This window comes from Flavobacterium sp. SM15 (genome assembly GCF_022012335.1).
GTDB lineage: Bacteria > Bacteroidota > Bacteroidia > Flavobacteriales > Flavobacteriaceae > Flavobacterium.
In genome coordinates this window covers 486,179-509,709 of record NZ_JAKLTO010000001.1, presented here as the reverse complement: position 1 = coordinate 509,709, position 23,531 = coordinate 486,179, and the positions used below count along the sequence as shown (strand labels likewise).

Sequence of the window (23,531 nt, the reverse complement as noted above, 5' to 3'; positions counted from 1 at the left end):
TCTAAGTGAGAAGACAAACCGGAAGATATTCGGGGTATTTAAGGCCCGTTACTTATCTGCTAGATTTAATTATTATTAATTTGCTGGCAGCCAATATTTTATTGGAGTCTTTGAATGAGTTCTATTACCATCTTTTTATTTCCGTTTCATGGGTTATTATTGCTTTGAATGTAGGCTTTTATGAAGTGTACCGCTATACCAAAGTAATTGATATTCTTGGCAAAATCCTAAAACAATATTGTTTGTTTGTCATCCTTAATTTTGCCTATTTAGGGTATTTTTTGGAGTTTTCCAAACCGTCACAGATCATTCAGTTTACAACACTATCAGTGGTAACTGTGTCGGCAATCAAACTTTTTGTGTATTATTTTTTAAAGCGTTTTCGAGTTGTTTTTGGTGGAAATTTCAGAAGGGTTGTGATCTTAGGAAACAGTAAAAGCGTGTCGCAGCTGGCAGATTTTTTTAATGAAAACCCGGATTACGGCTACAAATTGGTAGATACCTTTAGTGTTAATGGAAAAAAGCAACAGCAAATTGAGGCATGTTTAAAGTTTGTGTCGGACAACGCAATCGATGAAATTTATTGTTCACTTTCCGATTTGGAAAATGAAGAGGTTAACCAGGTAATAGATTTCACCGATAACAACCTTAAAGTGCTGAAGTTTTTACCGGATGATAATAAGATTTTTTCACATAATATCAAGTTTGATTATTACGGTTACATTCCGGTGGTTTCCCTAAGAAATATTCCACTGGACAAGACTACGAATAAAATACTGAAACGAGGTTTTGACATTATCTTATCCTTAGTCGTTGTGGTTCTTTTGCTCTCATGGTTAACACCAATTTTAGCTGTACTGATCAAACGCGAGTCGAAAGGTCCGGTCTTTTTTAAACAAAGAAGAAACGGTCTGAATTACCACGAATTCGATTGTTATAAATTCCGATCGATGCGTCCCAATGAAATTGCCGACCTTGAACAGGTTTCCAAAAACGACCCAAGAATTACCAACATAGGAAAATTTATCCGAAAAACAAGTATTGATGAATTGCCTCAATTTTTCAACGTTTTACTTGGGGACATGTCGGTTGTTGGCCCACGACCTCACATGGTAAGCCATACCGAGATGTATGCACGAAGCGTGGATAAATTCATGGTGCGTCATTTTATTAAGCCGGGAATTACCGGGCTTGCACAAACCAATGGTTACCGCGGCGAAGTTGAATCCGACAGAGACATCATCAACCGTGTTAAATATGATATCTTTTATTTAGAGAATTGGTCTTTGCTTCTGGACATGAAAATTGTATTCACAACAGTTTATAACGCATTAAAGGGAGAAGAGAAAGCATACTAAAGCATACTGATTGCTTGGTTGATCACTTCCAATTGCTTGTCAAACGAAAATGAAACCTGAGCCTTTTCCTGTATTTTTTTTCGAGTTTCGGGATTGATTTTAGAAAGCAGTTTAAGGGCCTCATTCAAAGAGCTGAAATCCCCTGGTTCAATAACCGTTCCCAAGTGGTTTTCCGTAACTACCTCACCACCTTCTCCACCGGCAATATACAGAATAGGCAATCCGATGTGTGCCATTTCAAATATTTTTGAAGGTACTGATCCGTAAATTCGGTTTACCAACGGAATCAAGGCATAGTCTGCCTGATGGGTAAGTATTTTATGGAGTTCTGGTCGGGTCAATTCCCCGTGAAAGTAAATGTTTCTATTAGGATTTTTTTCAATGAATTGGATGAGTTCGGCTTTTTCTGCCCCATTGCCATAAATATCCAAAACAACATTTTCCGGAAGTTGAATGTTTTTACACAGCGTTACAATTCCTTGCGCCACGCCTAATAAACCGGCGTAAACCAAATGTATTTCAGTAGCTGCTTGTTGTGTCTGCTTTGGTTGGGTTTGAAATTTTGGAAAGTTGCGGTACAGTAGAGCGGGTGTGGCAACCCGTTGGTTTACATGGGTACAAATTTCCTGAGATTGACCTAAAACAAGAGCCGCATTACGGTAATTATAACGTTCGATTCGCTCGAGCATTCTGTAGCTGAAACTCTCTTTCATTACCCCTAATTCCTTTCCCGCTAAAGGCCATAAATCGGAAACGTTCAGAATGATTTTTTTGCCTTTGAGACGATTCACAAGCACGCTAAAAAAAGCCACAAACAAAGGAGGCGACTGAATAATTACTTTCTTGGGCGTCTTTGTGAACAACAAAAAGACACTTAATGAAAACGAAAACGAAAGCATGGAAATCAAGCGGATAATCTTGTTTTTGGAATTACTCGGATAAACCCAGGTACGGTAAACGGTAATGTCTTTTTCTATTGATTTGTGTTTAATTTTACCTTTGAAACCCCCGAAAATTTTACCGTCCGGATAATTTGGCAAAGGGCATAAAACCGAAACCTTCCAGCCTTTATCCCGAAGCCCATGCGCTAAAGTTTCAATGCGGTTTGCTGCTGCACCGGTTTCCGGAGGGTAATAATTCGATATGATTAAAAGGTCTTGCATTAAAGAGGTAAATCGGATAAGATTTCGACAATTCGTTTTGCGGTAGCGCCATCCCAAAGTTCAGGAACCTGTACTTTCTTCCAGTTCTTATTCGAGATTTTTTCGATGTTTTCCTTTAGGGCATCAACATCGTTCCCTACTAAAACATTGCTTCCCAAAGTACACGTTTCCGGGCGTTCCGTGTTTTCGCGTAAAGTGATGCAAGGAATGTGCAGATATGTGGCTTCTTCGGTAATTCCACCAGAATCGGTAACAACTCCCGAAGCATTTTTAAGCAAGTGTATGAATTTTAAATAAGGTTGTGGTTCTACAATTGCCAAATTAGGGTACGCTTTTCCAATGGCATCCACAATAGGTTTTGTTCTGGGATGAATCGGAAACACCACGGTGAAATCTTTGGCAAAAGCAGTAATGTTATCCAGGTAATTTTGTAGATTTTCTTTATTGTCCACATTGGCAGGACGGTGCATGGTTAACACCAAATATTTTCTAACATCAAGTTGTAAATCATTAAAAAAAGAAGCTTTTTCGATACGTTCCAGGTTTTTGACCAATGAATCAATCATGATGTTTCCGACAAAGAAAATACGGTGCCCTTCAATTCCGGCTTTTCTTAGGTTTTCATTGGCGAATTCAGAAGTAGTGAAAAAATAATCGGTAATACTGTCGGTTACCATACGGTTGATTTCTTCCGGCATGGTCAGATCAAAAGATCGTATTCCGGCCTCGATATGGGCAACTTTTACATTTGCTTTCTTAGCCACAATACTACAGGCCATAGTAGAAGTCACATCACCCACCACAATCACCAGATCGGTAGGGTGCTCAGCGAGTTCTTTTTCAAAACCAATCATAATCCCCGCGGTTTGTTCGGCTTGCGTGCCGCCACCTACTTGTAAATTGGCATCCGGTTTAGGGATGTTTAGTTCTTCAAAAAAGGTTTCGCTCAGGTTTTTATCGTAATGCTGCCCGGTGTGTATCAAGCGGAACGAAAAAGGTTCTCCCTCTCGTTGTTTTTCCTGGATTTGATGGATCAGCGGGGCAATCTTCATAAAATTCGGCCGCGCTCCCGCTACTATGGTAAATCGTTTCATTACAGTTCGGATGTGAATTGTTTAAGCTTGCCGGCTTTGGTGCGCTGAAGCTTTTCTTTCTGGTTAAAAATAAAAAATAAATTCGGTTCCAGATAGTCTGCAAATAACGAACTTAATACTTTTTTTCGATTTTCAGACAACGGCTCGCTGCTCACGTAATCGATTTCGAAAACATCTATTTTTTTCTGAGTAACTACAAATTCTTTCAAGGAAGTGTCCTGATCCAGTACTTTTTTGGTAATCACATAAAAAGCCATACCCGGAACTATTTTTCCGCTTGGAAGCTGAATGATGTCGTTGGTTCTGCCCACCAGCTCTTTCAAGATCCAGTCTTTTTCATTCAGTTTCTGAATACTTCCCCAATCTCCAATTTTATACCGAATAAACGGATGTGCCTTGTTGTATAAAGAGGTAATCACCAAATTACCTTGCTCGCCATCTGCAACGGGCAGGTTGTTGTCGTCCAATACTTCAATATAAAGGGATTGCGTGTTAAGCATCCATTGGTTTTCTTTGTTCTGAAAGGCGATGATGTCCAATTCCGAGGCTCCGTATTCGTTTACGACCGGCACACCGAATTGGGATTCCAGCAGTTTTTTGTCGTCTTCAAAAAGCATTTCGGAAGTGACCACACAAACTTTCAAGCCAGGACAAACGGACTGCAAAATCAGGTTCCGTTTTTTTAAATGTTTGGCAAAAATCACCAAAGAACTGGTATAACCGTTGATGTAATTTATTTTTTTTCTCGAAAAGATCCGGATAAAATTATCCAGTGAAGGTTCCGATAAATCCAAGAGCGGTAAACGGTACCTGTTGGCGAAATAATCTTTTATTTTCAGTTTTAAAGCATCGGTGAAATTTACAGGATAGCCATAAAACCGAGCCTGAAACGAAGTGTTGAAATCAATACCGTGCCATCCGAAACGATAAAAAGCCGAAGCCCAGATAAGCGCGTGGCAAAATTTATCTTTGGCAAAAATGAACGGATCGCCACTGGAACCGGACGTTCGGTTGATGTATACGTTTTTGGGTGTAAATCCATCGGATAATCGTTCGGTTAAAGGTTTTTGGAAATCGCTTTTGGTTACTACCGGAAGATCTTCCCAACTAGAGAATTCTGAACTGCCGGCGAGTTGTCTGTAAAAAGCATTGTGTTTGAAATGAAACTGAACAATTTCGTTGCGTTTGTTTTCTAAATATTGGGTATAACCTTTCTCCGGACGGGCAACAATTTTGGCAAAAGCCTGTTTTGCTTCCTTAATTGGGAAACCGTTCAAACGAAGCGATAAGTCAAATAGTCGAAACACAAGTACACTTTAAGCGGTAAATATAGCGATAGTGTTTATGAAAACAAAAAAAGGCAAACCCTAAAGTTTGCCTTTTAGTATGCTTTTAAGTAAGCTTAGTTTTTCACTAATTTCTTAACTTCTTTTTTGTCAGCAAATTTTAGTTCCATCATGTAAACTCCACTTGAAAGAGAAGAAACATCCATGATGTTGTTTTCTAAAGCGTTGAACGTTTTAGTTAAAAGAACTTTTCCGTTAATGTCCATTACTTTAGCTTCAAAAGTTTCAGCAGTTGCCAAAGCGATAGTTACTAAACCGTTTGTTGGGTTAGGATAGATTGCACTTTTGTTTGCGTTGAATGAGTTAGCAGATAAGTTACCGCTGAATTTGAAGATTCCTCCTGTAGTAGCATCGGTGTTAAATCCACCACACCATCCAGTAGAACCATCGATGAAAGCTACATAACCTCTTTGGTCACCACCACTTTCGATGTTAGTCCAAGTAGCTCCGTTGTTAGAACTGAAGTCAGATCCTGTGTTGCCACTAGTTGAAGAAGTAGCAACAATTGTTGAAGTGTTCGGGATGTATGACAATACTTTTCTTGTTCCGGTAAAAGTTGATGCAGCACTCCAAGTTGCTCCACCGTCAGTAGTAGAGTAGAAATTATTAGTAGCACCATTTCTCAATAATACACCATTAGTGTTATTGCTGAAGTACATTTTTCCGTTAACCGCAGTACTACCGAAATCAGAAATTGGACTGTTGAATTTACTCCAAGTTGCCCCCATATCAGTTGTTCTGTAGATTTTTCCTTTATTGGTTACAAACCAGAACGTATTACCAGCCGTAACATAACCTCCGTTATATCCGTATTCTGCAGAAAGTGGATCTGGTAAGCTCGCCGCAGGAACACGTGTCCAGTTATCTCCTCCGTCATTTGTAGTATAAACTTCAAATTCGCCACCTTCAGGATCACCCATGGCAATTCCGTTGTTAGCGTCAAAGAAATGAACCACATTAAACCAAGACTCACCATTTGTTTGAAAAGCACTTGAGTTTTGCTGAGTCCATGTTGCCCCTGTATCTTCTGTTTTCCAAACACCGCCAATACCGGTAACTTCATCAAAAGCACCTACCCAAGCTGTGGTTGGGCTAACTGCGGTAATGTTTGTCAATTTAAGAGCTGGGTCACCAATATCAATTATACCGGCTGTCCAAGTTGCCCCTCCGTCACTTGTTGTTGTGAATTCTTGAATGTTGGTTGTAGGTGCAGCACCATCGTAAGCCAAAGCCCAAACGGTGTTTGTGTTTACAATTCGGATTTCGCTAATTCCTCTTGAAGGAGTTGAAAATCCTGTGTTCTGTTCAGTCCATGATTGAGCAAAGACAGAACTTCCCATAATAGCCAAAGCTAATGTAAGTAGTTGTTTTTTCATTTTTTTACGTTTTAAGACGTACAAATATAGAAAAATTCTGTAAAAAAAATTACTTTTAACAGAATCTGGGAAGCTAATTAAAAATAAAGTATTTTTGCCGTCTCAAACAACACACAACAACATGAATATTCTACTGTTAGGCTCCGGCGGAAGAGAACACGCCCTAGCCTGGAAAATGCTTCAGAGTTCTCACTGTTCTAAATTGTTTGTCGCTCCCGGTAATGCGGGTACCGCGTCTATTGCCGTGAATGTAGCGATCAACCCTAATGATTTTGTAGCGGTTAAAAACTTTGTGCAAACCGAAAACATTGAAATGGTAGTGGTAGGACCGGAAGATCCACTGGTAAACGGAGTGTACGATTTTTTTAAAACAGATACTGATTTGCAGCATATTCCCGTTATTGGTCCGTCAAAACACGGCGCACAATTGGAAGGCAGTAAAGAATTTGCCAAAGAATTTTTAGTAAAGCACAACATCCCAACAGCCCGTTATCAAAGTTTTACCAAAGAAACGGTTGAAGCCGGATGCGAATTTTTAACCACACTGAACGCTCCTTATGTTTTAAAAGCAGATGGATTAGCGGCCGGAAAAGGCGTTTTGATCTTAAATGATTTGTCAGAAGCACAACAGGAATTAAGAAATATGTTGGTGGAAGCAAAATTCGGTGCGGCTTCTTCTAAAGTGGTCATTGAAGAGTTTTTGGACGGAATTGAACTGAGTTGTTTTGTCTTAACCGACGGCAAATCGTATAAAATATTACCAACTGCAAAAGACTATAAACGAATCGGAGAAGGCGATACCGGGTTGAATACTGGTGGAATGGGCGCTGTTTCCCCAGTGCCGTTTGCTACACCCGAATTTCTGCAAAAAATTGAAGACCGTATTGTGAAGCCAACCATAGATGGTTTTCAGAAAGACACTATCGAATACAAAGGTTTTGTGTTCATCGGTTTAATCAAAGTTGGAGATGATCCTTTTGTGATTGAATACAATGTGCGTATGGGTGATCCGGAAACCGAAGTGGTGATGCCGAGGCTTAAATCAGATTTGGTGAAGATTTTTAAAGCGATTGCTACACAAACTCTAGATCAGGTTGATTTTGAAATCGATCCGCGTAGCGCAACAACGATTATGATCGTATCGGGAGGCTATCCGGAAGAGTACGAAAAAGGTAAAGTGATCTCGGGATTGGAAAACGTAGAAGGATCTATTGCTTTTCACGCCGGTACTGCTATAAAAGATAATGAGGTGGTTACTAACGGCGGTCGTGTGATTGCAGTTACTTCTTATGGAGATAATTTTAGAGAAGCCATTGCCCAATCGTATGCCAATATTGAAAAAATAAAATTCGACAAGATGTATTACCGCAAAGACATCGGTTTCGATTTATAGAAAAGAAAAACCCGATTCCATGAGAATCGGGTTTTTTTATTTTAAGTCTTATTTTAAGAAAGAGTGAGCCGTTGTGTCTTGCTCGTCCTGTCCTTTATCTTTGAATATTTTTAATTCTTTGGTCCAGTACCAAGTCCAGTAGCAACAAACTGCAATGAAAATCCAGTTTACGATGTTGGCAGTCCACCAGTTCGATAATTCCATTTCACGGAACCAATCCATTGGTTTGAAAAGGATGTCTACGAATAAATACTGAATTCCTTCAAAAAAAGCTTTCATAGGTTTAGTTTTTTAAATTTATCGGGAACTGACAGAAAAGAAAAAACTTCTCCTTTCATGTTAGTCTCTTTTGTACAAATGTTATCTTTACAGTCACAAAAATATAAAATATCTGCATGATAGCAAGTCTTTTTAATAAATCCCGTCCAATAAATTACATTTTAATCAGTTTGTTGCTGGTTTTATTCTACTTTTTGTACCAAACCAGAGACTTTTCCTGGACGCAAAACATCTATACGGTGGGTCAAAAATTGGTCTTGCTCTCAGTTTTAATTGTTTCGATGTTTTTAGTTCGTTTCATTACCAAGCGCAACGGGCTAAGTAAAGACAATAGTTATGCGGCCTTTTTATTTTTTATTTTTTTGGTGCTTTTCCCAACTACTTTGGTAAATATAAATGTTATTCTGGCGAATTTCTTTTTACTCTTAGCCATGCGTCGTTTGGTTTCCATGCAGTCGATGATTACTCCGAAAGAAAAAATATTTGATGCCTCACTCTGGATTTTTGTTGCGGCGCTATTTCATTTTTGGAGTATCCTTTTCCTGATTTTGGTTTTCATTTCCATTATTTTCCACGTTTCGGGCGATTATCGAAACTGGCTGATTCCTTTCATTGCTTTTTTCTCTGTTGCTGTGCTTTTTGCCTTGGCAGTGTTAATTATTGACCGAAGTTTTTTGGATTTTGTGACGGATCAGGTGCGCATTAGTTTTGATTTCACGTATTTCGAAAACGTTTTTCAAAATATAGCCCTGGCATTTTTCTCTTCGGTGGCGGTTTTGTTTTTTGCAACCCAATTGATTTCATTGCCGAACCGACCATTAAACATGCAGTCTTCTTATAAGAAAATTATATTTACGTTTCTTTTAGGGGTTGCCATTTATGTACTTTCCGCAGAAAAAAACAACAGTTTTCTTATGTTTACTTTTTTCCCGTTATCGGTTCTAGGTACTAACTTTCTGGAAAGTCAGGAAAATAAATGGGTTAAGGAAAGTGTACTTGGCGGATTAGTAATTATTTCCCTGATTATTTTCTTCGGACAATTATAGTTTGCTTCCGTAGGCCAAATCTCCAGCATCGCCCAATCCGGGAACAATGTAGTTTTTCTCGTTGAGTTTTTCATCCAGCGCCGCTACCCACAAATGACAGTTTTCCGGTAAGTTTTGTTCAAGATAAGCGATTCCTTCCGGAGCAGCGATTACCACCGCGATATGGATTTCTTTTGGTTTTTGTTCCAGATGTAATTTATGAAGTACCGCCACTAACGATTGTCCGGTAGCCAACATCGGGTCAATCAGAATAAGGTTTTTACCTTCAAAAGACGGAGCGGCTTGGTATTCCACTAAAATTTCAAAGGCATCATCGTTGTTGTAATGATGGCGGTAGGCCGATACAAATCCGTTTTCCGCATCGTCAAAAAAGTTCATAAATCCTTGATGCAAAGCCAGCCCTGCTCTTAGGATGGAACACAGAACTACGGGCTCAGCAACTGTGGTAGTGTGTTTTATGCCTAAAGGAGTTTGAACGGAAATATCTTTGTAGTCTAAAGTTTTGCTCAATTCATACGCCATGATTTCTCCGATACGTTCGATGTTTTTTCGAAAACGCATGCTGTCTTTTTGAATGGTTACATCGCGAAGTTGCGTTAGAAAGTGGTTCAGGATGCTGTTTTTTTCGGAGATATAATGAATGTGCATAAATTTTATTTAAAGTTTGAAATACAAAAGTAAAGGTTAAAGGTATAAAAACTATAGTTCTTTTGGTAAAAGCGTTGTTTTATTTTGGGGCAAAGCGGGCCACATAATTTAGATAGTATATTCCCAGATGGAAAAATTTATGTAGGTTTGTAAATAAAATTAAGAAGTATGTTTGCTGAATTCGCGTTTCCTATTTTCGAGCAAAGCATCAACGATTACCACGTAATTGACGATGTGTATCAACCGGTAAAAAATCCTTATGAGAAAGGTTCTATCGAATATTTATTGTATGCTAAAAACTGGGTAGATACCGTACAGTGGCACTATGAAGATATTGTTCGTGATCCGAACATTGACCCGGTAGCGGCCTTAGATTTAAAACGTAAGATTGATGCTTCGAACCAGGTGCGTACCGATATGGTAGAATTCATCGACAGTTATTTTTTACAGAAATACAAAGACGTTCAGGTAAAACCGAATGCCAAAATCAATACCGAAAGTCCGGCTTGGGCGATTGATCGTTTGTCGATTTTAGCACTTAAAATTTACCACATGAGCGAGGAAGCTAACCGAGTGGAAGCTACCCCGGAGCACCGCGCAAAATGTCAGGAAAAATTAAACGTATTGTTAGATCAGAAAAGCGATATGTTTACTTCCATTAGTGAATTGCTTACCGATATTTCAAGTGGAGACAAGTACATGAAAGTGTACAAACAAATGAAAATGTACAACGACGAAGAATTGAATCCGGTGTTGTATCAGAATAAAAAATAGCATCTTTTTGATGGCTAAACCAAAGCATATTGCAGTAATAAGGCTCTCGGCAATGGGCGATGTCGCAATGACAGTTCCCGTGCTCAGAGCCTTAGTTTTGCAGTACCCTGAAGTAAAACTAACGGTGGTTTCCCGCCCTTTTTTTCAACCTTTTTTTCGCGATATACCCAATGTTAATTTCTTTGCGGTTGACGTAAAACAACGCCATAAAGGTTTTGTAGGCTTGTTACGCCTCTTTAATGATCTGCGAAAACTTAATATTGATGCCGTTGCCGATTTGCACAACGTTTTGCGCTCTCATGTAGTTCGAAACCTCTTTACCCTTAGCGGAAAGGCGACTGCCACAACCGATAAAGGAAGAGCGGCAAAAAAGGCGCTGACGCGAGCCGAAAACAAAGTCTTAGAACCGGTTAAACCAATGGTCGAGCGTCATGCCGATACTTTTAAAGCTCTTGGACTTCCTATTAATTTAGCGCATCCGAAGTTTCCAGCAAAAACGGTTTTAACTCCTGAAGTTATTACAGTGACCGGATTGAAAGACCAAAAATGGATTGGAATTGCTCCCTTTGCACAATACCAAAGTAAAGTGTATCCGCTTGATTTGCTGCAGGAAGTAATTGATCAATTGGCCTTAGACCTAGAAAATAAGCTTTTGCTTTTTGGAGGCGGAGCTAAAGAAATACAGTTGTTGAACCAACTCAAAAAAAATCACGTTAATGTTGAAGTTGTTGCTGGTAAGCTAAACCTGAACCAAGAACTGGATTTGATTTCCAACCTTGATGTGATGCTCAGCATGGATTCCGGAAACGCGCATATTGCCGCGATGTTGGGGGTAAAGGTTATTACCTTGTGGGGTGCGACACATCCGTATGCTGGTTTTGTTCCTTTTAATCAACCGATGGAAAATTGCATAATTGCGGATCGTGACAAGTACCCCTTGTTGCCTACTTCGGTTTATGGTAACAAAGAAGTTCCGGGATACGAAGATGCTATGCGTACCATCTCACCTCAAACTGTTATTAATACTATAAAAAAAGAGCTGAAGTAATTCAGCTCTTTTATTTTTTATTTCTTTTGAAGCAATTGCATTAACATTTCGTTTTGTGCTTTCAGTTCTTTTACTGCGGTTTTCAGTTCTTCGATTTCCGCTTGTTGCTCCTGAATTGCTTTTACCGTTACCGGAATAATTTGTGAATACATTACCCCCAATTTATCGTTTTGTACATACTCGTACTGATCCGGGGTAGCTTCACTTTTGATTTTCCAGTCGTGAGTTTTTACTACTTCCGGTAAAACGGTTTGTAATTCCTGTGCCGAAAAACCAAGCGAGGTTTGTCTTAAATGTTCAGGAATCAATGTTTTTCCAATGTAGTCGTTTTTCCACTGATAGGAAATCGGAGTCAATTTCATAAGTTCCTTTAAACCGTATCCTAATGTTTTGATGTTCTTTTTTAAAGTAACGTCTGAAGTTACAATTGGAGCATTTTGTAAATAAATGTTACTCCAACGGCTTGCACTGGTCCCCAAATCATAAGTATTGGTAATGGTTGGAGTAAGACTGAAACTCGAAGCAATGGTTGCCTCACCGTCCACTAAATATTCGATTGATCCTACGCCCACGGCAGTTCCTCTTGAATTTCCGTTCTTTGCAGAAGTTAAGTACTTCACGGTGGTAGCATAGCCATCAATGGTTAAAGCAGCACCTTCATCAGACAAGGTGGTATCATGCCCAAATTTTACCACGTCTTCGTCGTTATCCACGCGCAACATGTAGGGTTTAGTTACACTGCTTACGTTTAATGGAAAAGAAGTAGCTCCAATAGTAGTACTTTCGATCAAAGCACCACCTAGTTTTACCGTTCCGGATGCATTGGTAAGACCATTTGTGAACGTATAGGTACTTCCCGAACCTGATCCCCCACCAGGTACTTGCCAATAAGCATTTCCGTTTGCATCTGAAGTCAATACTTTTCCAGCAGCCTGAGTTCCGTCTTCTAAACGGAATACATAAGAACCGGTTACCGGAGCAACAGTTTCGGTTACTAAAACGTTATCTACAGTTGCGCCAAAAGAATAAGTTCCGATGTATTCAAAACGCAAAGAATAACTTACTCCCGGAGTAACTGTCAACGTTCCTGAATAAGTGGAGTTAACATCAACGGCAGCAGAAACTAAGTTAGCTCCTACTTGAGCCGATGTTCCGTTATTGTATAGATATACTCGGAAGGAATCTACACCGGATGAATACTCATCGAAGCGATATCCAAAGCTAACTGCCACAGAGGAAGTTGTTGGTGTAAAGTTCATGTATGCCGTAGCTACCTGGTCACATCCGGAATCATCCGAATCAATATATAAATATGGAGCCACACAAGTGGTACATACATACGAAGCCGGAGCCGCCGATGAAGTTGTCCATCCGGTAGTAGTAGTACAAGCAGCATCCGGAGTGTAGTTTTGAGTTACCGTATACGAGGAGAAATTCTGATTGATAAGGTTTGTGGTTCCTCCGGTAACTCCTGGCACCGTTGTTCCGGTAATGTGGATTTTACTCGAAGGGGCAGTATTACCAATCCCTATTTTTCCGTCATTCTTAACGCGAATTGCTTCGGTATTATTGGTTTTGATGGCAAAATCCTGATTGTCTGTGGTTCCTAAAAAATTGGTTCCAACAGTGGTACCTGCATTACCGGTTAATCCCCAACCTGATCCCCCAAAAGGAACCCAAGCTGAGCTGTTGTAGTAGTAAAATCCGGGAGTGTTGTCGGTTTGATAGATCAATAAACCGGTTGCCGGAGTTGTAATGGCGTTGCGTTGTGCCATTGTCATTCGCGGTGTTAATAGACCCGCTGTAGTTGAGGTAACATCAAGTACTGAACTTGAGTTAGGTGTTGTGGTTCCGATTCCAACTTGTGCTTGTACCGTAGTGTTGATAACGAATACCAAAGCAAAAATTGAAAACCTGATAAAAGTTTTCATAAGGGGTTAGTAATTAGGTTATAATGTTATAGTTTTTGTGAAATTTGGGCGAAACTATAAAAAACAAACATTACTAATTCTTATTGTTAAATATTTTCGATTAAACAACAAAAAAATCGACGAAATGCATGATTTGTCGATTTTCGGTAATTTTTGGGATGTAAATATTCTTATTCGGGACAAAATGTTTTATACGTCATCATAGTCCACATAGATTTCTGAAGAAGTTGGGTGTGCCTGACACGTCAGGATCAAACCGTCTGCAATTTCTTTATCCGTCAAGATGGAATTCTTTTTCATTTCAGCCGCACCTTTGGTTACACGGGCAATACAACTGCTGCAAATTCCTCCTTGGCAAGAATACGGTGCATCGATACCTTGCTTTAAAGCCGCTTCTAAAACGGTTTGTTTTTGTGCCATTTCAAATTCGAACTCCTCATCGTCTACCATCACGGTTATTTTGGTATGGCCTCCTAGGGTATTTTCAGCTTTTGTTTCGTTTGGCGTAGTGGAAAACAACTCGTATTTAATTTCTTTTTCGGAGATGTTGTGCTCTTTTAAAACATTGCTTACCAAAGAAATCATTTCTTCCGGTCCGCACAAATAGAATTTATCGAAGGTTTTTTCAGCGTGTTTGTTGTTCAGAATAAAATTTACTACCGATTTGTCAATTCTTCCAAAATGAGCTTCAGGAGCATTAGCTTGAGAAAAAACATAGTGAACAAAGAAACGTCCAACGTGTTTTTGCTGTAATTCGTGTAAATGTTTGTGGAAAATCGTTTCTTCCGGCGATTTGTTTCCGTAGGTTAATACAAAGGTGCTTTTCGGTTCGTTTTCCAATACGCTGTGGATGATGGACATCACTGGAGTAATCCCGCTTCCCGCTGCAAATCCTGCATAATTTTTTTGGTTGTCAGCTTTAGGTTCGAAAGTAAAACGTCCTTCGGGAGTTCCCACTTCCATTTTATCACCGATTTTTATTTTCTCGTTGGCATAAGAGGAAACCACTCCGTTTTTTACCGCTTTAATGGCAACGCGCAATTCGTGGTTGTTGGGGGAAGAACTGATAGAATAAGCACGGCGGATTTCTTTTCCGTCAATGATAAACTTTAAATTAAGGTATTGACCTGCAATAAACGCGTAGTCTTTTTTTAAATTCTCGGGAACATCAAAAACCACTGAAATGGCATGTGGGGTTTCTCGGGAAACTTCTTTTATGGTAAGAGTATGAAATGTAGACATAAGTATATTGTTTGTAGTTACAAAAATAGACATTCTGAGTTTTGTAAGAATGATAAAAATCATAAAAAAAGATACCTAAGATTTTTATGTATAAGAAACTTATGTATATTTGCTGAAAAGAAAACCGATGAAAAATTCACAATTATATAAAGGAAGCCTCAATACAATCATCATGAAACTGCTGGATCAGAACGGACGAATGTACGGGTATGAAATCACCCAAAAGGTAAAAGAAATTACTGCGGGAGAACTTAGCATAACCGAAGGAGCGCTTTATCCGGCTTTACATAAATTGGAAGCGGAAGGTTTTTTGGAAGTGGAAGTAGAAAAGGTAGATAACCGCCTGCGCAAGTACTACAAGCTTACTCAAAATGGCCAGCAGGAAACCGTAAACCGTTTGTCGGAACTGGAAGAATTTATTCGAAACATGCAAACCCTTGTAAACCCTAAATTAAGTTATTAATATGAAAGTTACTACTGAAAACATCAACACCATTAATCAGAAATTAAAAAATTACCCGGTGGTTTATTTAGATACCCGTTACGAGTTAATCGATCATTTTGCAGAGGAACTTGAGCAGTTGGACGGAGATTTTGACACCGAGTTTGAACCGTATTTCGAATCCAAAAAACCAATGCTGGACCAAATGCTGGTCTTGATTAATAAGAATAACGGCGTGGAAGGTTTTCGTCTTTTCTTCAAGAAACTTTTTTCAGTGCCTTTTCTGGTGGTGTATTTGGTAATGACCTCGGTATTGTATCAACTTACTCAAACTATGGGTAAAGATTGGTTGATGGGAAATTTTGATGTTTTGCCCATGATTCTGCCGGCACCAATATCAGCGGTTTTACTGTATCAGTTTTTATATAAAAAACAATTCGTCAGAAGATTGGTTTCGGTTTTGTTTTCCATCAACTTTCTTTTTATGTTTTACTTGATGATTGGGATTCAACTGGTTCGTAAATGGGATTCGCTTTTTGGATTGCTGTTGTTTTCTTTTTTTATGAGCGCTTCGGTTTACTATTGGGTGGTGTTTTTTCAATTGCGTAAAGAGAACCAGAATTATTTGAAATTGATTTAGAATAAAACGATGAAAATAACCGACCAACACATCGAACAATTATACGCTTTTACCCGTCAGCATTTTGTAGAATACTACGATTTGCAAACCGAACTGGTCGATCATCTGGCTAACGGAATTGAACGCCAGTGGCGGGAAAATCCTAAGCTTACTTTTGAGGAAGCCTTGCAAAAAGAATTCAAAAAGTTTGGAGTATTCGGTTTTATGACGGTGGTGGAGCAACGCCAGGCGGCTTTAACAAAAAAGTATAACGGTTTGGTCTGGAACCACTTTAAAATGTTTTTCAAAACTCCTAAAATTGTACTTAGTCTTATAGCAGTTTTGTTGTTGAAGCTAATCTTGTCAAAGGTTTCTTTTGCAGAAGAATTGACGTTTGCGTTATTCCTAGGATTGTTGTTAATGTTCTTTACCGGACTGGTGCTTTCTCGAAGAAAAATTAATGTGCGTTTCAAATCCTCAGGTAAAAAATGGATGCTTGAGCAAATCATTTATAACTACGGTTCTTTCGCCGGACTGACTTATCTTCCGATGCAGCTGCTTTTGCGCCTTTTCAATCATACTGATAGCGCATACGTTCTTTGGATTGTGAGCACAGGTATTGTTGTCATGGCACTTTTGGAGTACATTCTACTGGTCGAAATTCCTAAAAAATCGGAAGTTTACCTTTTGGAAACGTATCCCGAATATAAATTTGCAAATTCGCTGTAACGTTTTAACAGTATTTGCATCTAATTTCGTACAATCAACTTTATTATGCTGAAACATTTTATTACCCTGGAATGGAAATCGTTTTTACGGTCTGCTTCCTTTTCAACCAATGTAGCGCTGAAAATTTTTATGATTATCGGGGCGCTTTACTTTGGAGGTTGTTTCCTTGTTCTGGGAGCTGCTTCGTATTATATGTTGGAAGATTACGGACTAAAACCGCTGGAAACCATCAACCAGTACCTTATTTATTATTTCTTTTTCGATTTACTGCTGCGTTTTTTCATGCAGAAAACCCCGGTAATGAACATTAAGCCGTTACTGTACATCAACATTAAAAGGAAGAGCATTGTCAATTTCGCTTTAGGGAAGACTTTATTGTCTTTTTTTAATGTGCTGCATCTGTTTTTCTTTATTCCGTTTTCGGTGGTACTTTTGAAAGAAGGTTTTCAGGTAACCGGAGTGCTTAGTTGGTTTTTTACCGCGATGACAGTTGTGTTTTTCAATAATTTCCTGAACATTCTCATTGATAAGAAGAATACGGTTTTTTACACGGTTGCCTTAATTTTTGCAGGTTTCGGTCTTTCACAGTATTATCAGCTTTTTGACATTACCCAGTATACCGGAGCTTTTTTTAACCTGATTTATCAGTCTAAATGGGTGATTGTTTTTCCGCTACTGGCCTTGCTAATCATTTATTGGTTTACGTTTCGTTTCTTTATCAAAAATCTTTATTTGGACGAAGGGCTTTCCATAAAACAATCCGAAGCCAAAACCGAAGATTTATTATGGCTGAACCAGTTCGGAACCTTAGGAACCTTCCTTAAAAACGACATCAAACTCATCAAGCGAAACAAGCGTTCGCGTGCAACCTTGTTTATGAGCGTTATCTTTATTTTTTACGGACTATTGTTTTTTACCAATTCCATTGAAGCGTATCAAAACCCAATGATGCAGGTTTTTGCCGGAATTTTCGTTTCCGGAGGGTTTCTCTTTACGTTTGGCCAGTTTGTACCGAGTTGGGACAGCGCGTATTATCCTTTAATGATGAGCCAGAACATTCAGTACAAAGAGTACTTAAATTCAAAATGGTGGCTTATCGTTATTGCAACCATTATATCGACGTTGGTTGCTTCTTTTTACCTGTATTTCGGCTGGCAGATTTATATGCTGATTGTGGTAGGAGCGATTTATAATATTGGGGTTAACGCACACCTGGTTTTGTTGGGCGGGGCGTATGTGAAAAAACCCATCGATTTGACTTCGGCTAAAGGAGCCTTTGGAAATTCTCAAGGGTTTAACATCCAAACCTTTTTAATTTCGATTCCAAAATTGTTGGTCCCGATGTTGTTGTATTGGTCGGGTAAAGCCTTTTTCAGTGTTGAAATCGGGCTTCTTTTTGTTGCCTTGGCTGGAATTGCCGGATTTGCCTTTAGAAACAAAATGTTTGCCCTGATCGAGAAGGTATATAAAAAGGAAAAATACTTAACCATAGCAGCGTATAACCAAAAAGACTAATTCAGAACCACATGATACAAGTACATAATTTATCCAAAGTATATAACGGAGTAACCGTTTTAAAAATTGACCAGCTTGAGATTAAAAAGGGAGAAAGTTTCGGACTAGTAGGGAACAACGGTGCAGGAAAAACTACTTTTTTCAGTTTGCTGCTGGATTTGATTCAGCCTTCTACCGGAAAAATTACCAGTAACGAAATCCAAATCAATACCAGTGAAGCCTGGAAACCGTTCACGTCTGCTTTTTTAGATGAGAGTTTTTTGATCGGTTATCTAACTCCGGAGGAATATTTTTATTTTATCGGAGAATTACGCGGACAGAACAAAGCCGATGTGGATGCACTGCTTTCCAAACATGAAGATTTTTTCAACGGGGAAATCCTTAAAAAGAGAAAATACCTACGCGATCTTTCCAAAGGAAACATGAAAAAGGTAGGGATCATCGCTTCGTTAATTGGAAATCCGGAAGTGATTATTTTAGATGAGCCTTTTGCTAATCTGGATCCGACCACCCAAATTCGACTCAAGAAAATCATTAAGGAACTGGCCGACAATCCACAAGTAACGATTTTGGTTTCCAGTCATGATCTACAGCACACCGTTGAGGTTTCCGACCGTATTGTTACCCTTGAAAAAGGAACGATTGTGAAAGACATACAAACTTCTCCGGAAACCTTAAAGGAACTCGAAGCCTTTTTTGCTTTATAATAACGAATCCCTTGAAATTTCAGGGGATTTTTTTTACTTCCTGCCGATTTTTCCCTTCAAATTTCTTACATATCAAAAAGAAACGTATTTTTACCCATTACTTTATACCAAAAAGGAAGTTTTTAAGTTAAAGGATAAAAGCGTTTTACATTGAAAGCCAATTATAAAAAATATGTTCTGAGTGTTGCAGCTGTTGTTTTTCTGATCGCCTGTTCAACCAAAAGGAATTCGTTTGTCAATAGAAATTTTCACGCCGTAACCACCGAGTACAACGTATTGTATAACGGTCAGGTTGCCTTTGATAAAGGGGTAGAGGATTTAAAAGTTACCTACAAGGATAATTTCTGGGACATCTTACCAGTGGAGCGTATGCAGGAAAAAAGCGAAGCAATGCTCCCGGGTCAAGCTAAAAATTCCAATTTTGAACGTGCCGAAACCAAAGCGGTTAAGGCAATTCAAAAGCACGCCATGTACATTGAAGGAGGCGAGAAAAACCCACAAATGGACGAGGCGCATTTGCTTTTAGGTAAAGCCCGTTATTACGATAATCGTTTTCTTCCCGCCTTAGAAGCCTTCAACTACATTTTGTATAAATATTCCAACAGTGATAAAATTTATGAGGCCAAGGTTTGGAGGGAAAAAACCAATATTCGTTTGGAGAATGATGTTCAGGCCATCAAAAATTTAAAAAAACTTCTTAAAGAGAATAAGTTAAAAGGTCAGGTTAAAGCCGATGCCAACGCGATTCTGGCACAGGCATATCTAAATACCAATGTAAAAGATACCGCAATTGCCAAACTTAAAATTGCACGCGACCTTACCGATCATAAAGAAGAAAAGGCCCGTTATCATTTCATCTTAGGTCAACTGTATGAAAGTTTAAACTACAAAGACAGTGCTTATACCGAGTTTCAGAATGTTATCGACATGAAACGAAAAGCACCGCGTCGTTATGTGGTTTGGGCCCATGCAAAACAAGCACAGCAGTTTGATTATAAGTCAGGTGATACGCTTCAGTTTACAGAAAAATTCAGAGACTTACTAAAAGACCGTGAAAACAGACCGTATCTGGATGTGTTGAATCACCAAATGGCCGTATTTTATGATAAGCAACAACTTAAAGACAAAGCTAAAAAATACTATAATAAATCGTTGCGTTCCGGAGTTCAGGATCAATACCTAACAGCTTCCAACTATCGTAATCTTGGAGAACTTTATTTTAAGGAGGCAAAATATAAGACAGCGGGTATGTACTACGATAGTACTTTAACCCATCTTAATGCGAAATCCCGTGAATTTATTTCAATTAAAAAGAAACGCGAGAATTTGGCGGATGTAATCAAATACGAAGGAATTGTACAAGCCAACGACAGTATTTTGAAAGTGGTGGCCATGAATGAGAACGATCGTAGAAATTTCTATGAAGCACACATTGCCCAACTAAAAATTGCCGATGAAAAAAAAGCATTGGAAGAGGCTAAAAAAGCGCAACAGCTACAGCAGCAATCCCAGCAGCAGATCCAACCACAAGGAGGTAAAGGCATGCCTCCAGGGCTTAATCCTGATTTGATGGACGATATGAGCTCTGTTAAAGGGGTTGGAAAAAAAGAAATTCAAATTCAGGCTCCTGTAAAAGACAATGTGTCTACGCAGGCACAAGGAGTAGAGGTACAAAGCAATTTCTATTTTTATAATCCGACAACTGTTGCCTACGGAAAAACCGAGTTTAAGAAGAAATGGGGTACTAGAGCCATGAAAGACAATTGGCGCTGGTCTTCAAGTTCTACCAAAGACCAGTCGGACGACACAGAAACACCAGACGAAGTGGTGAAAGTGGATGAAAACCCTGTGATTAAAACCGAAAAACAGGAATATTCGGTTGATTTTTACCTGAAACAACTCCCAACGGATTCAAAAGTATTGGACAGTTTGGCGCGCGACCGCAATTTTGCCTATTTCCAATTGGGAACCATTTATAAGGAAAAGTTCAAAGAATACGAATTGGCGGCATCCAAACTTGAAAAACTCTTGGTAAGTCAACCGGAAGAACGTTTGCTGCTTCCGGCGAAATACAATTTGTACAAAATCTACGAAATCATTAATCCTGCCAAAGCCGAAGCGCTGAAACAGGACATCATCACCAATTATCCGGGAAGCCATTATGCTCAGGTGTTGGCTAATCCGAATTCTGAAATTGCCAAAACACTAGACAATCCGCAAACGGTTTTCAATACTTTGTATAAGGAATACCAAAAAGGAAATTATCAAGAAACCTTAAAACAAGTAGAGGCGTTGCTTCCAGGTTTTTCAGGAGATGAAACCGCTCCTAAATTCGAATTCTTACGCGCCAATATTCTGGGACGTCTTAAAGGTTTGGAGGAATACAAAAAGACACTTTTGGAGATTGCTCACAATTATCCGAACATCGACGAAGGAAAAAGAGCTGATGCTATCGTGAAAAACGATTTACCTAAATTGGAACAAATGGCCTTGGGTGCTGCACCGTCAAGTTGGAAAATCGTGTATCAAATCCCGTTTCCGAACGATAATGACGCTAAGGTGAAAACCTTATTAACTAAGCTTCAAAAATATGTAAAGGACCGCGACAGTAAGGAAATTTTCCTCTCCAATGACGTCTATACTATGGATAAAAGTTTAGTGGTTATTCACGGTTTCAGCAATAAAGAAGGAGCTCAGTCCACCATTAGTGTTTTAAAAGACTTTAAAGGATATAAGGTTTCGGAACCCGCTTTTGTAATTTCTACCGAAGATTATAAAGTGGTGCAAATCAAGAAGCTTTTGGAACAGTATTTAGCTGTGGTTAAATAAAGAATTGATTATGGAGCAGCAGGATAAAAGACCTAACAATAAATGGATGGCGTTAATCAACATCCCTTTTCAGATGGGGTTAATTATTTTTGCTTTTTCCTGGCTGGGCACCTGGTTGGATGAAAAATACCCAAACCCTAATGATCTCTATGTAAAGGGACTTACCTTGTTTGGGGTTTTTGTGGCTCTTTATAATGTAATCCGTCAGGTAAACGATTTAAACCGTTCCAAATAATGCAGCGTAAAAAATATGCACTCCTTCTTAAAGTAGTATTCATTGCTTTACCACTTGCCTTTTTGAATTTTTTGATCTTGGAATATTTGCTTCCCAAAGAAGTTTTTCAAGCATTTCATTATTCCATTTTTGAGCTTTACTTGTTTTTTATAAGCACTTCAGTTCTTGTTTTAGGCATCCTAATTAAGATGAAAGACAAGCATCGGGATCAGCTGGGCTATGTTTTTCTGTTGGTGAGTAGCATTAAATTAGCTTTGTGTTATCTTGTATTGCTGCCGGTTTTAGAAAAAGACGGAGCTGGAGCCGATTGGGAAAAAATCAACTTTTTTATGATTTTCGTTTTGTTTTTAGCAATAGAAGTAGTTTTTACTTCAAAACTTTTGAACGATACAAAACAAAGCGAATAAATATTCACAAATGCATTAAAAAATCTGTTCAGGTGTCTTGAGATATTAATTTAAAATGTACCTTTGCACCAAATTTAAAGACCGTAAAAATTAAGATATTTAATAAGGTATGGTGATTTCTAAACAACCTGTAAGATTTATGTTGGCAACTTTTGTAGGATTGCTTTCTTTTGTTGCAATGGCAAATCCTACGACGGATTCAACGCAAGTAAAAACCGAAGCGGCTCATGAGGTGCACGCTACTGCGGAAACTGCTCACGCAGAGGCAGGACACGAAGTAAAAGCATTAACTCCGGAAGAGGAAAAGAAAGAAAAAGTTGCAGCGTTTATCGAGCACCACCTTCAGGATTCTCACGATTTTACTTTCTTCTCTGACGAGAAAGAAGGGAAACATTATGGTTTCTCGTTGCCGGTTATCTTATGGGACAACGGTTTGAAAATATTCTCTTCTTCCAAATTACACCACGGAGAAGCAGTGGCGGAAGTAGACGGAAACTATTATAAATTAGAGCACGGTAAAATCTACAAAACCGATGCGGCTGGAACCATTACTTTTGATGAGCACCACCACCCAACCAATGTGAAACCACTAGATTTTTCAATTACGAAAAACGTGTTTTCCATGTTGATTGTGGCTGCGATGTTGTTGTTCATGTTTACCAGCTTAGCTAAATCATACAAAAAAGGACCGGTTCCAACAGGTTTCGGAAGAATACTAGAGCCGCTTATCCTTTTCATTAGAGATGAAGTAGCAATCCCGAACATCGGAGAGAAGAAGTATAGAAAATTCATGGGGTATTTATTGACTGTGTTTTTCTTTATCTGGTTGTTGAACCTTTTAGGGATGACACCAATCGGAATCAACGTTACAGGAAACATTGCGGTAACCGTTTGTTTGGCAATTTTCACCTATATCATTACACAATTTAGTGCAAACAAAGATTATTGGGGACACATTTTCTGGATGCCAGGCGTACCGGTGCCGATGAAAATCATTTTGGCTCCAATTGAAATTTTAGGAACATTAACCAAGCCTTTCGCATTATTAATTCGTTTATTTGCAAACATTACTGCGGGTCACGTAGTAATCATGAGCTTGATTGCGATGATTTTCGTGGGTAAAAATTTAGCATCCGATATGCCAATTTCAATTGGATTGACCTTGTTCATCTCGGTAATTGAATTGTTGGTAGCGTTCTTACAGGCGTTTATCTTTACCATGTTGTCGTCATTATTTATCGGAATGGCGGTTCAGGATCATCACCATGATGAGCATGAACACCATGACGGACATGACTATACAGATAATTCGTTAGTTTAATAATTTAGAAGTTTAATTTTTTATATATA

Annotated in this window: 22 protein-coding genes; 14 read left to right on the top strand and 8 right to left on the bottom strand. The window is 38.9% G+C overall.

The window, feature by feature from the left end:
* Positions 1 to 5 precede the first annotated feature (5 nt).
* Entirely contained in the window at positions 6 to 1,358 is a 1,353-nt protein-coding gene (locus tag LZZ90_RS02420) for an undecaprenyl-phosphate glucose phosphotransferase (protein ID WP_237789085.1), read from the top strand.
* Here LZZ90_RS02420 and LZZ90_RS02415 read toward each other — a convergent pair.
* The 4 genes from LZZ90_RS02415 to LZZ90_RS02400 form a co-directional block, all read right to left on the bottom strand.
* Positions 1,355 to 2,521, bottom strand: coding sequence for a glycosyltransferase family 4 protein (locus tag LZZ90_RS02415; RefSeq protein WP_237789084.1), 1,167 nt, complete (start codon positions 2,519 to 2,521; stop codon positions 1,355 to 1,357). The two genes, LZZ90_RS02420 and LZZ90_RS02415, sit on opposite strands and share 4 nt — an antisense overlap.
* Entirely contained in the window at positions 2,521 to 3,615 is a 1,095-nt protein-coding gene (gene wecB / locus LZZ90_RS02410; protein ID WP_237789083.1) for a non-hydrolyzing UDP-N-acetylglucosamine 2-epimerase, read from the bottom strand. Before wecB ends, LZZ90_RS02415 begins: the two co-directional genes overlap by 1 nt.
* A complete protein-coding gene (locus LZZ90_RS02405; protein WP_237789082.1) occupies positions 3,615 to 4,922 on the bottom strand; it encodes a phenylacetate--CoA ligase family protein in 1,308 nt (435 codons plus the stop codon). The genes wecB and LZZ90_RS02405 overlap by 1 nt, the downstream gene beginning before the upstream one ends.
* A gap of 95 nt (positions 4,923 to 5,017) precedes the next feature.
* Positions 5,018 to 6,337: a T9SS type A sorting domain-containing protein gene (locus LZZ90_RS02400; RefSeq protein WP_237789081.1), complete on the bottom strand. Its 1,320-nt coding sequence runs from the start codon at positions 6,335 to 6,337 to the stop codon at positions 5,018 to 5,020.
* 121 nt (positions 6,338 to 6,458) lie between these two features.
* Here LZZ90_RS02400 and purD point away from each other — a divergent pair, with 121 nt between their 5' ends.
* The gene (purD, locus tag LZZ90_RS02395) at positions 6,459 to 7,730 is read left to right on the top strand and encodes a phosphoribosylamine--glycine ligase (protein WP_237789080.1); all 1,272 of its coding nucleotides are present in this window, start codon (positions 6,459 to 6,461) and stop codon (positions 7,728 to 7,730) included.
* A gap of 48 nt (positions 7,731 to 7,778) precedes the next feature.
* Here purD and LZZ90_RS02390 read toward each other — a convergent pair whose 3' ends face one another.
* Positions 7,779 to 8,009: a uracil phosphoribosyltransferase gene (locus LZZ90_RS02390; RefSeq protein WP_237789079.1), complete on the bottom strand. Its 231-nt coding sequence runs from the start codon at positions 8,007 to 8,009 to the stop codon at positions 7,779 to 7,781.
* A gap of 116 nt (positions 8,010 to 8,125) precedes the next feature.
* Between LZZ90_RS02390 and LZZ90_RS02385 the strand changes: the two genes are divergently transcribed.
* A complete protein-coding gene (locus LZZ90_RS02385) occupies positions 8,126 to 9,055 on the top strand; it encodes a DUF6427 family protein (RefSeq protein ID WP_237789078.1) in 930 nt (309 codons plus the stop codon).
* On the opposite strand, the gene upp is transcribed toward LZZ90_RS02385, so the two are convergent.
* Positions 9,050 to 9,703: a uracil phosphoribosyltransferase gene (upp, locus tag LZZ90_RS02380; protein WP_237789077.1), complete on the bottom strand. Its 654-nt coding sequence runs from the start codon at positions 9,701 to 9,703 to the stop codon at positions 9,050 to 9,052. The two genes, LZZ90_RS02385 and upp, sit on opposite strands and share 6 nt — an antisense overlap.
* A gap of 168 nt (positions 9,704 to 9,871) precedes the next feature.
* Between upp and LZZ90_RS02375 the strand changes: the two genes are divergently transcribed.
* Both LZZ90_RS02375 and LZZ90_RS02370 read left to right on the top strand, forming a co-directional pair.
* Positions 9,872 to 10,477, top strand: a complete 606-nt coding sequence (locus tag LZZ90_RS02375; protein ID WP_237789076.1) for a DUF4254 domain-containing protein — start codon at positions 9,872 to 9,874, stop codon at positions 10,475 to 10,477.
* Positions 10,478 to 10,487: 10 nt separating this feature from the next.
* Positions 10,488 to 11,525 carry a glycosyltransferase family 9 protein gene (locus LZZ90_RS02370; protein ID WP_237789075.1) on the top strand — a complete coding sequence of 346 codons (1,038 nt, stop codon included), beginning with the start codon at positions 10,488 to 10,490 and terminating at the stop codon, positions 11,523 to 11,525.
* 17 nt (positions 11,526 to 11,542) lie between these two features.
* On the opposite strand, the gene LZZ90_RS02365 is transcribed toward LZZ90_RS02370, so the two are convergent.
* Both LZZ90_RS02365 and LZZ90_RS02360 read right to left on the bottom strand, forming a co-directional pair.
* The gene (locus LZZ90_RS02365; RefSeq protein WP_237789074.1) at positions 11,543 to 13,456 is read right to left on the bottom strand and encodes a tail fiber domain-containing protein; all 1,914 of its coding nucleotides are present in this window, start codon (positions 13,454 to 13,456) and stop codon (positions 11,543 to 11,545) included.
* 189 nt (positions 13,457 to 13,645) lie between these two features.
* Complete coding sequence (locus LZZ90_RS02360) at positions 13,646 to 14,698, bottom strand: ferredoxin--NADP reductase (protein ID WP_237789073.1); 1,053 nt, start codon at positions 14,696 to 14,698, stop codon at positions 13,646 to 13,648.
* 127 nt (positions 14,699 to 14,825) lie between these two features.
* On the opposite strand from LZZ90_RS02360, the gene LZZ90_RS02355 reads away from it, so the two are divergent.
* The 9 genes from LZZ90_RS02355 to atpB all read left to right on the top strand — a co-directional run bounded on the left by LZZ90_RS02355 (position 14,826) and on the right by atpB (position 23,502).
* A complete protein-coding gene (locus LZZ90_RS02355) occupies positions 14,826 to 15,161 on the top strand; it encodes a PadR family transcriptional regulator (protein WP_237789072.1) in 336 nt (111 codons plus the stop codon).
* 1 nt (position 15,162) lies between these two features.
* Positions 15,163 to 15,780, top strand: coding sequence for a hypothetical protein (locus tag LZZ90_RS02350; RefSeq protein WP_237789071.1), 618 nt, complete (start codon positions 15,163 to 15,165; stop codon positions 15,778 to 15,780).
* Between the two features lie 9 nt (positions 15,781 to 15,789).
* Positions 15,790 to 16,488 (top strand): hypothetical protein, encoded by a 699-nt coding sequence (locus LZZ90_RS02345; protein ID WP_237789070.1) that lies wholly within the window; start codon positions 15,790 to 15,792, stop codon positions 16,486 to 16,488.
* A 45-nt stretch (positions 16,489 to 16,533) separates the two neighbouring features.
* On the top strand, positions 16,534 to 18,003 hold the full coding sequence (locus LZZ90_RS02340; RefSeq protein WP_237789069.1) for a DUF5687 family protein: 1,470 nt from the start codon (positions 16,534 to 16,536) through the stop codon (positions 18,001 to 18,003).
* A gap of 11 nt (positions 18,004 to 18,014) precedes the next feature.
* On the top strand, positions 18,015 to 18,710 hold the full coding sequence (locus tag LZZ90_RS02335) for an ABC transporter ATP-binding protein (RefSeq protein ID WP_237789068.1): 696 nt from the start codon (positions 18,015 to 18,017) through the stop codon (positions 18,708 to 18,710).
* Positions 18,711 to 18,860: 150 nt separating this feature from the next.
* Positions 18,861 to 21,539: a gliding motility protein gene (locus tag LZZ90_RS02330; protein WP_237789067.1), complete on the top strand. Its 2,679-nt coding sequence runs from the start codon at positions 18,861 to 18,863 to the stop codon at positions 21,537 to 21,539.
* A 10-nt stretch (positions 21,540 to 21,549) separates the two neighbouring features.
* Positions 21,550 to 21,774, top strand: coding sequence for an AtpZ/AtpI family protein (locus LZZ90_RS02325; RefSeq protein WP_237789066.1), 225 nt, complete (start codon positions 21,550 to 21,552; stop codon positions 21,772 to 21,774).
* Positions 21,774 to 22,181 carry a DUF6168 family protein gene (locus LZZ90_RS02320; RefSeq protein ID WP_237789065.1) on the top strand — a complete coding sequence of 136 codons (408 nt, stop codon included), beginning with the start codon at positions 21,774 to 21,776 and terminating at the stop codon, positions 22,179 to 22,181. The genes LZZ90_RS02325 and LZZ90_RS02320 overlap by 1 nt, the downstream gene beginning before the upstream one ends.
* A gap of 109 nt (positions 22,182 to 22,290) precedes the next feature.
* Complete coding sequence (gene atpB, locus LZZ90_RS02315) at positions 22,291 to 23,502, top strand: F0F1 ATP synthase subunit A (RefSeq protein ID WP_237789064.1); 1,212 nt, start codon at positions 22,291 to 22,293, stop codon at positions 23,500 to 23,502.
* Positions 23,503 to 23,531 lie beyond the last annotated feature (29 nt).

Excerpts from the sequence above, each read along its gene's own strand:
- LZZ90_RS02320 (WP_237789065.1), top strand. The coding sequence starts at position 21,774 with ATGCAGCGTAAAAAATATGCACTCCTTCTTAAAGTAGTATTCATTGCT.
- LZZ90_RS02355 (WP_237789072.1), top strand. The coding sequence starts at position 14,826 with ATGAAAAATTCACAATTATATAAAGGAAGCCTCAATACAATCATCATG.
- LZZ90_RS02335 (WP_237789068.1), top strand. The coding sequence starts at position 18,015 with ATGATACAAGTACATAATTTATCCAAAGTATATAACGGAGTAACCGTT.
- LZZ90_RS02325 (WP_237789066.1), top strand. The coding sequence starts at position 21,550 with ATGGAGCAGCAGGATAAAAGACCTAACAATAAATGGATGGCGTTAATC.
- LZZ90_RS02360 (WP_237789073.1), bottom strand. The coding sequence starts at position 14,698 with ATGTCTACATTTCATACTCTTACCATAAAAGAAGTTTCCCGAGAAACC.
- LZZ90_RS02390 (WP_237789079.1), bottom strand. The coding sequence starts at position 8,009 with ATGAAAGCTTTTTTTGAAGGAATTCAGTATTTATTCGTAGACATCCTT.
- LZZ90_RS02340 (WP_237789069.1), top strand. The coding sequence starts at position 16,534 with ATGCTGAAACATTTTATTACCCTGGAATGGAAATCGTTTTTACGGTCT.
- purD (WP_237789080.1), top strand. The coding sequence starts at position 6,459 with ATGAATATTCTACTGTTAGGCTCCGGCGGAAGAGAACACGCCCTAGCC.
- LZZ90_RS02350 (WP_237789071.1), top strand. The coding sequence starts at position 15,163 with ATGAAAGTTACTACTGAAAACATCAACACCATTAATCAGAAATTAAAA.
- LZZ90_RS02385 (WP_237789078.1), top strand. The coding sequence starts at position 8,126 with ATGATAGCAAGTCTTTTTAATAAATCCCGTCCAATAAATTACATTTTA.
- upp (WP_237789077.1), bottom strand. The coding sequence starts at position 9,703 with ATGCACATTCATTATATCTCCGAAAAAAACAGCATCCTGAACCACTTT.
- LZZ90_RS02365 (WP_237789074.1), bottom strand. The coding sequence starts at position 13,456 with ATGAAAACTTTTATCAGGTTTTCAATTTTTGCTTTGGTATTCGTTATC.
- wecB (WP_237789083.1), bottom strand. The coding sequence starts at position 3,615 with ATGAAACGATTTACCATAGTAGCGGGAGCGCGGCCGAATTTTATGAAG.
- LZZ90_RS02375 (WP_237789076.1), top strand. The coding sequence starts at position 9,872 with ATGTTTGCTGAATTCGCGTTTCCTATTTTCGAGCAAAGCATCAACGAT.
- atpB (WP_237789064.1), top strand. The coding sequence starts at position 22,291 with ATGGTGATTTCTAAACAACCTGTAAGATTTATGTTGGCAACTTTTGTA.
- LZZ90_RS02400 (WP_237789081.1), bottom strand. The coding sequence starts at position 6,337 with ATGAAAAAACAACTACTTACATTAGCTTTGGCTATTATGGGAAGTTCT.
- LZZ90_RS02415 (WP_237789084.1), bottom strand. The coding sequence starts at position 2,521 with ATGCAAGACCTTTTAATCATATCGAATTATTACCCTCCGGAAACCGGT.
- LZZ90_RS02370 (WP_237789075.1), top strand. The coding sequence starts at position 10,488 with ATGGCTAAACCAAAGCATATTGCAGTAATAAGGCTCTCGGCAATGGGC.
- LZZ90_RS02345 (WP_237789070.1), top strand. The coding sequence starts at position 15,790 with ATGAAAATAACCGACCAACACATCGAACAATTATACGCTTTTACCCGT.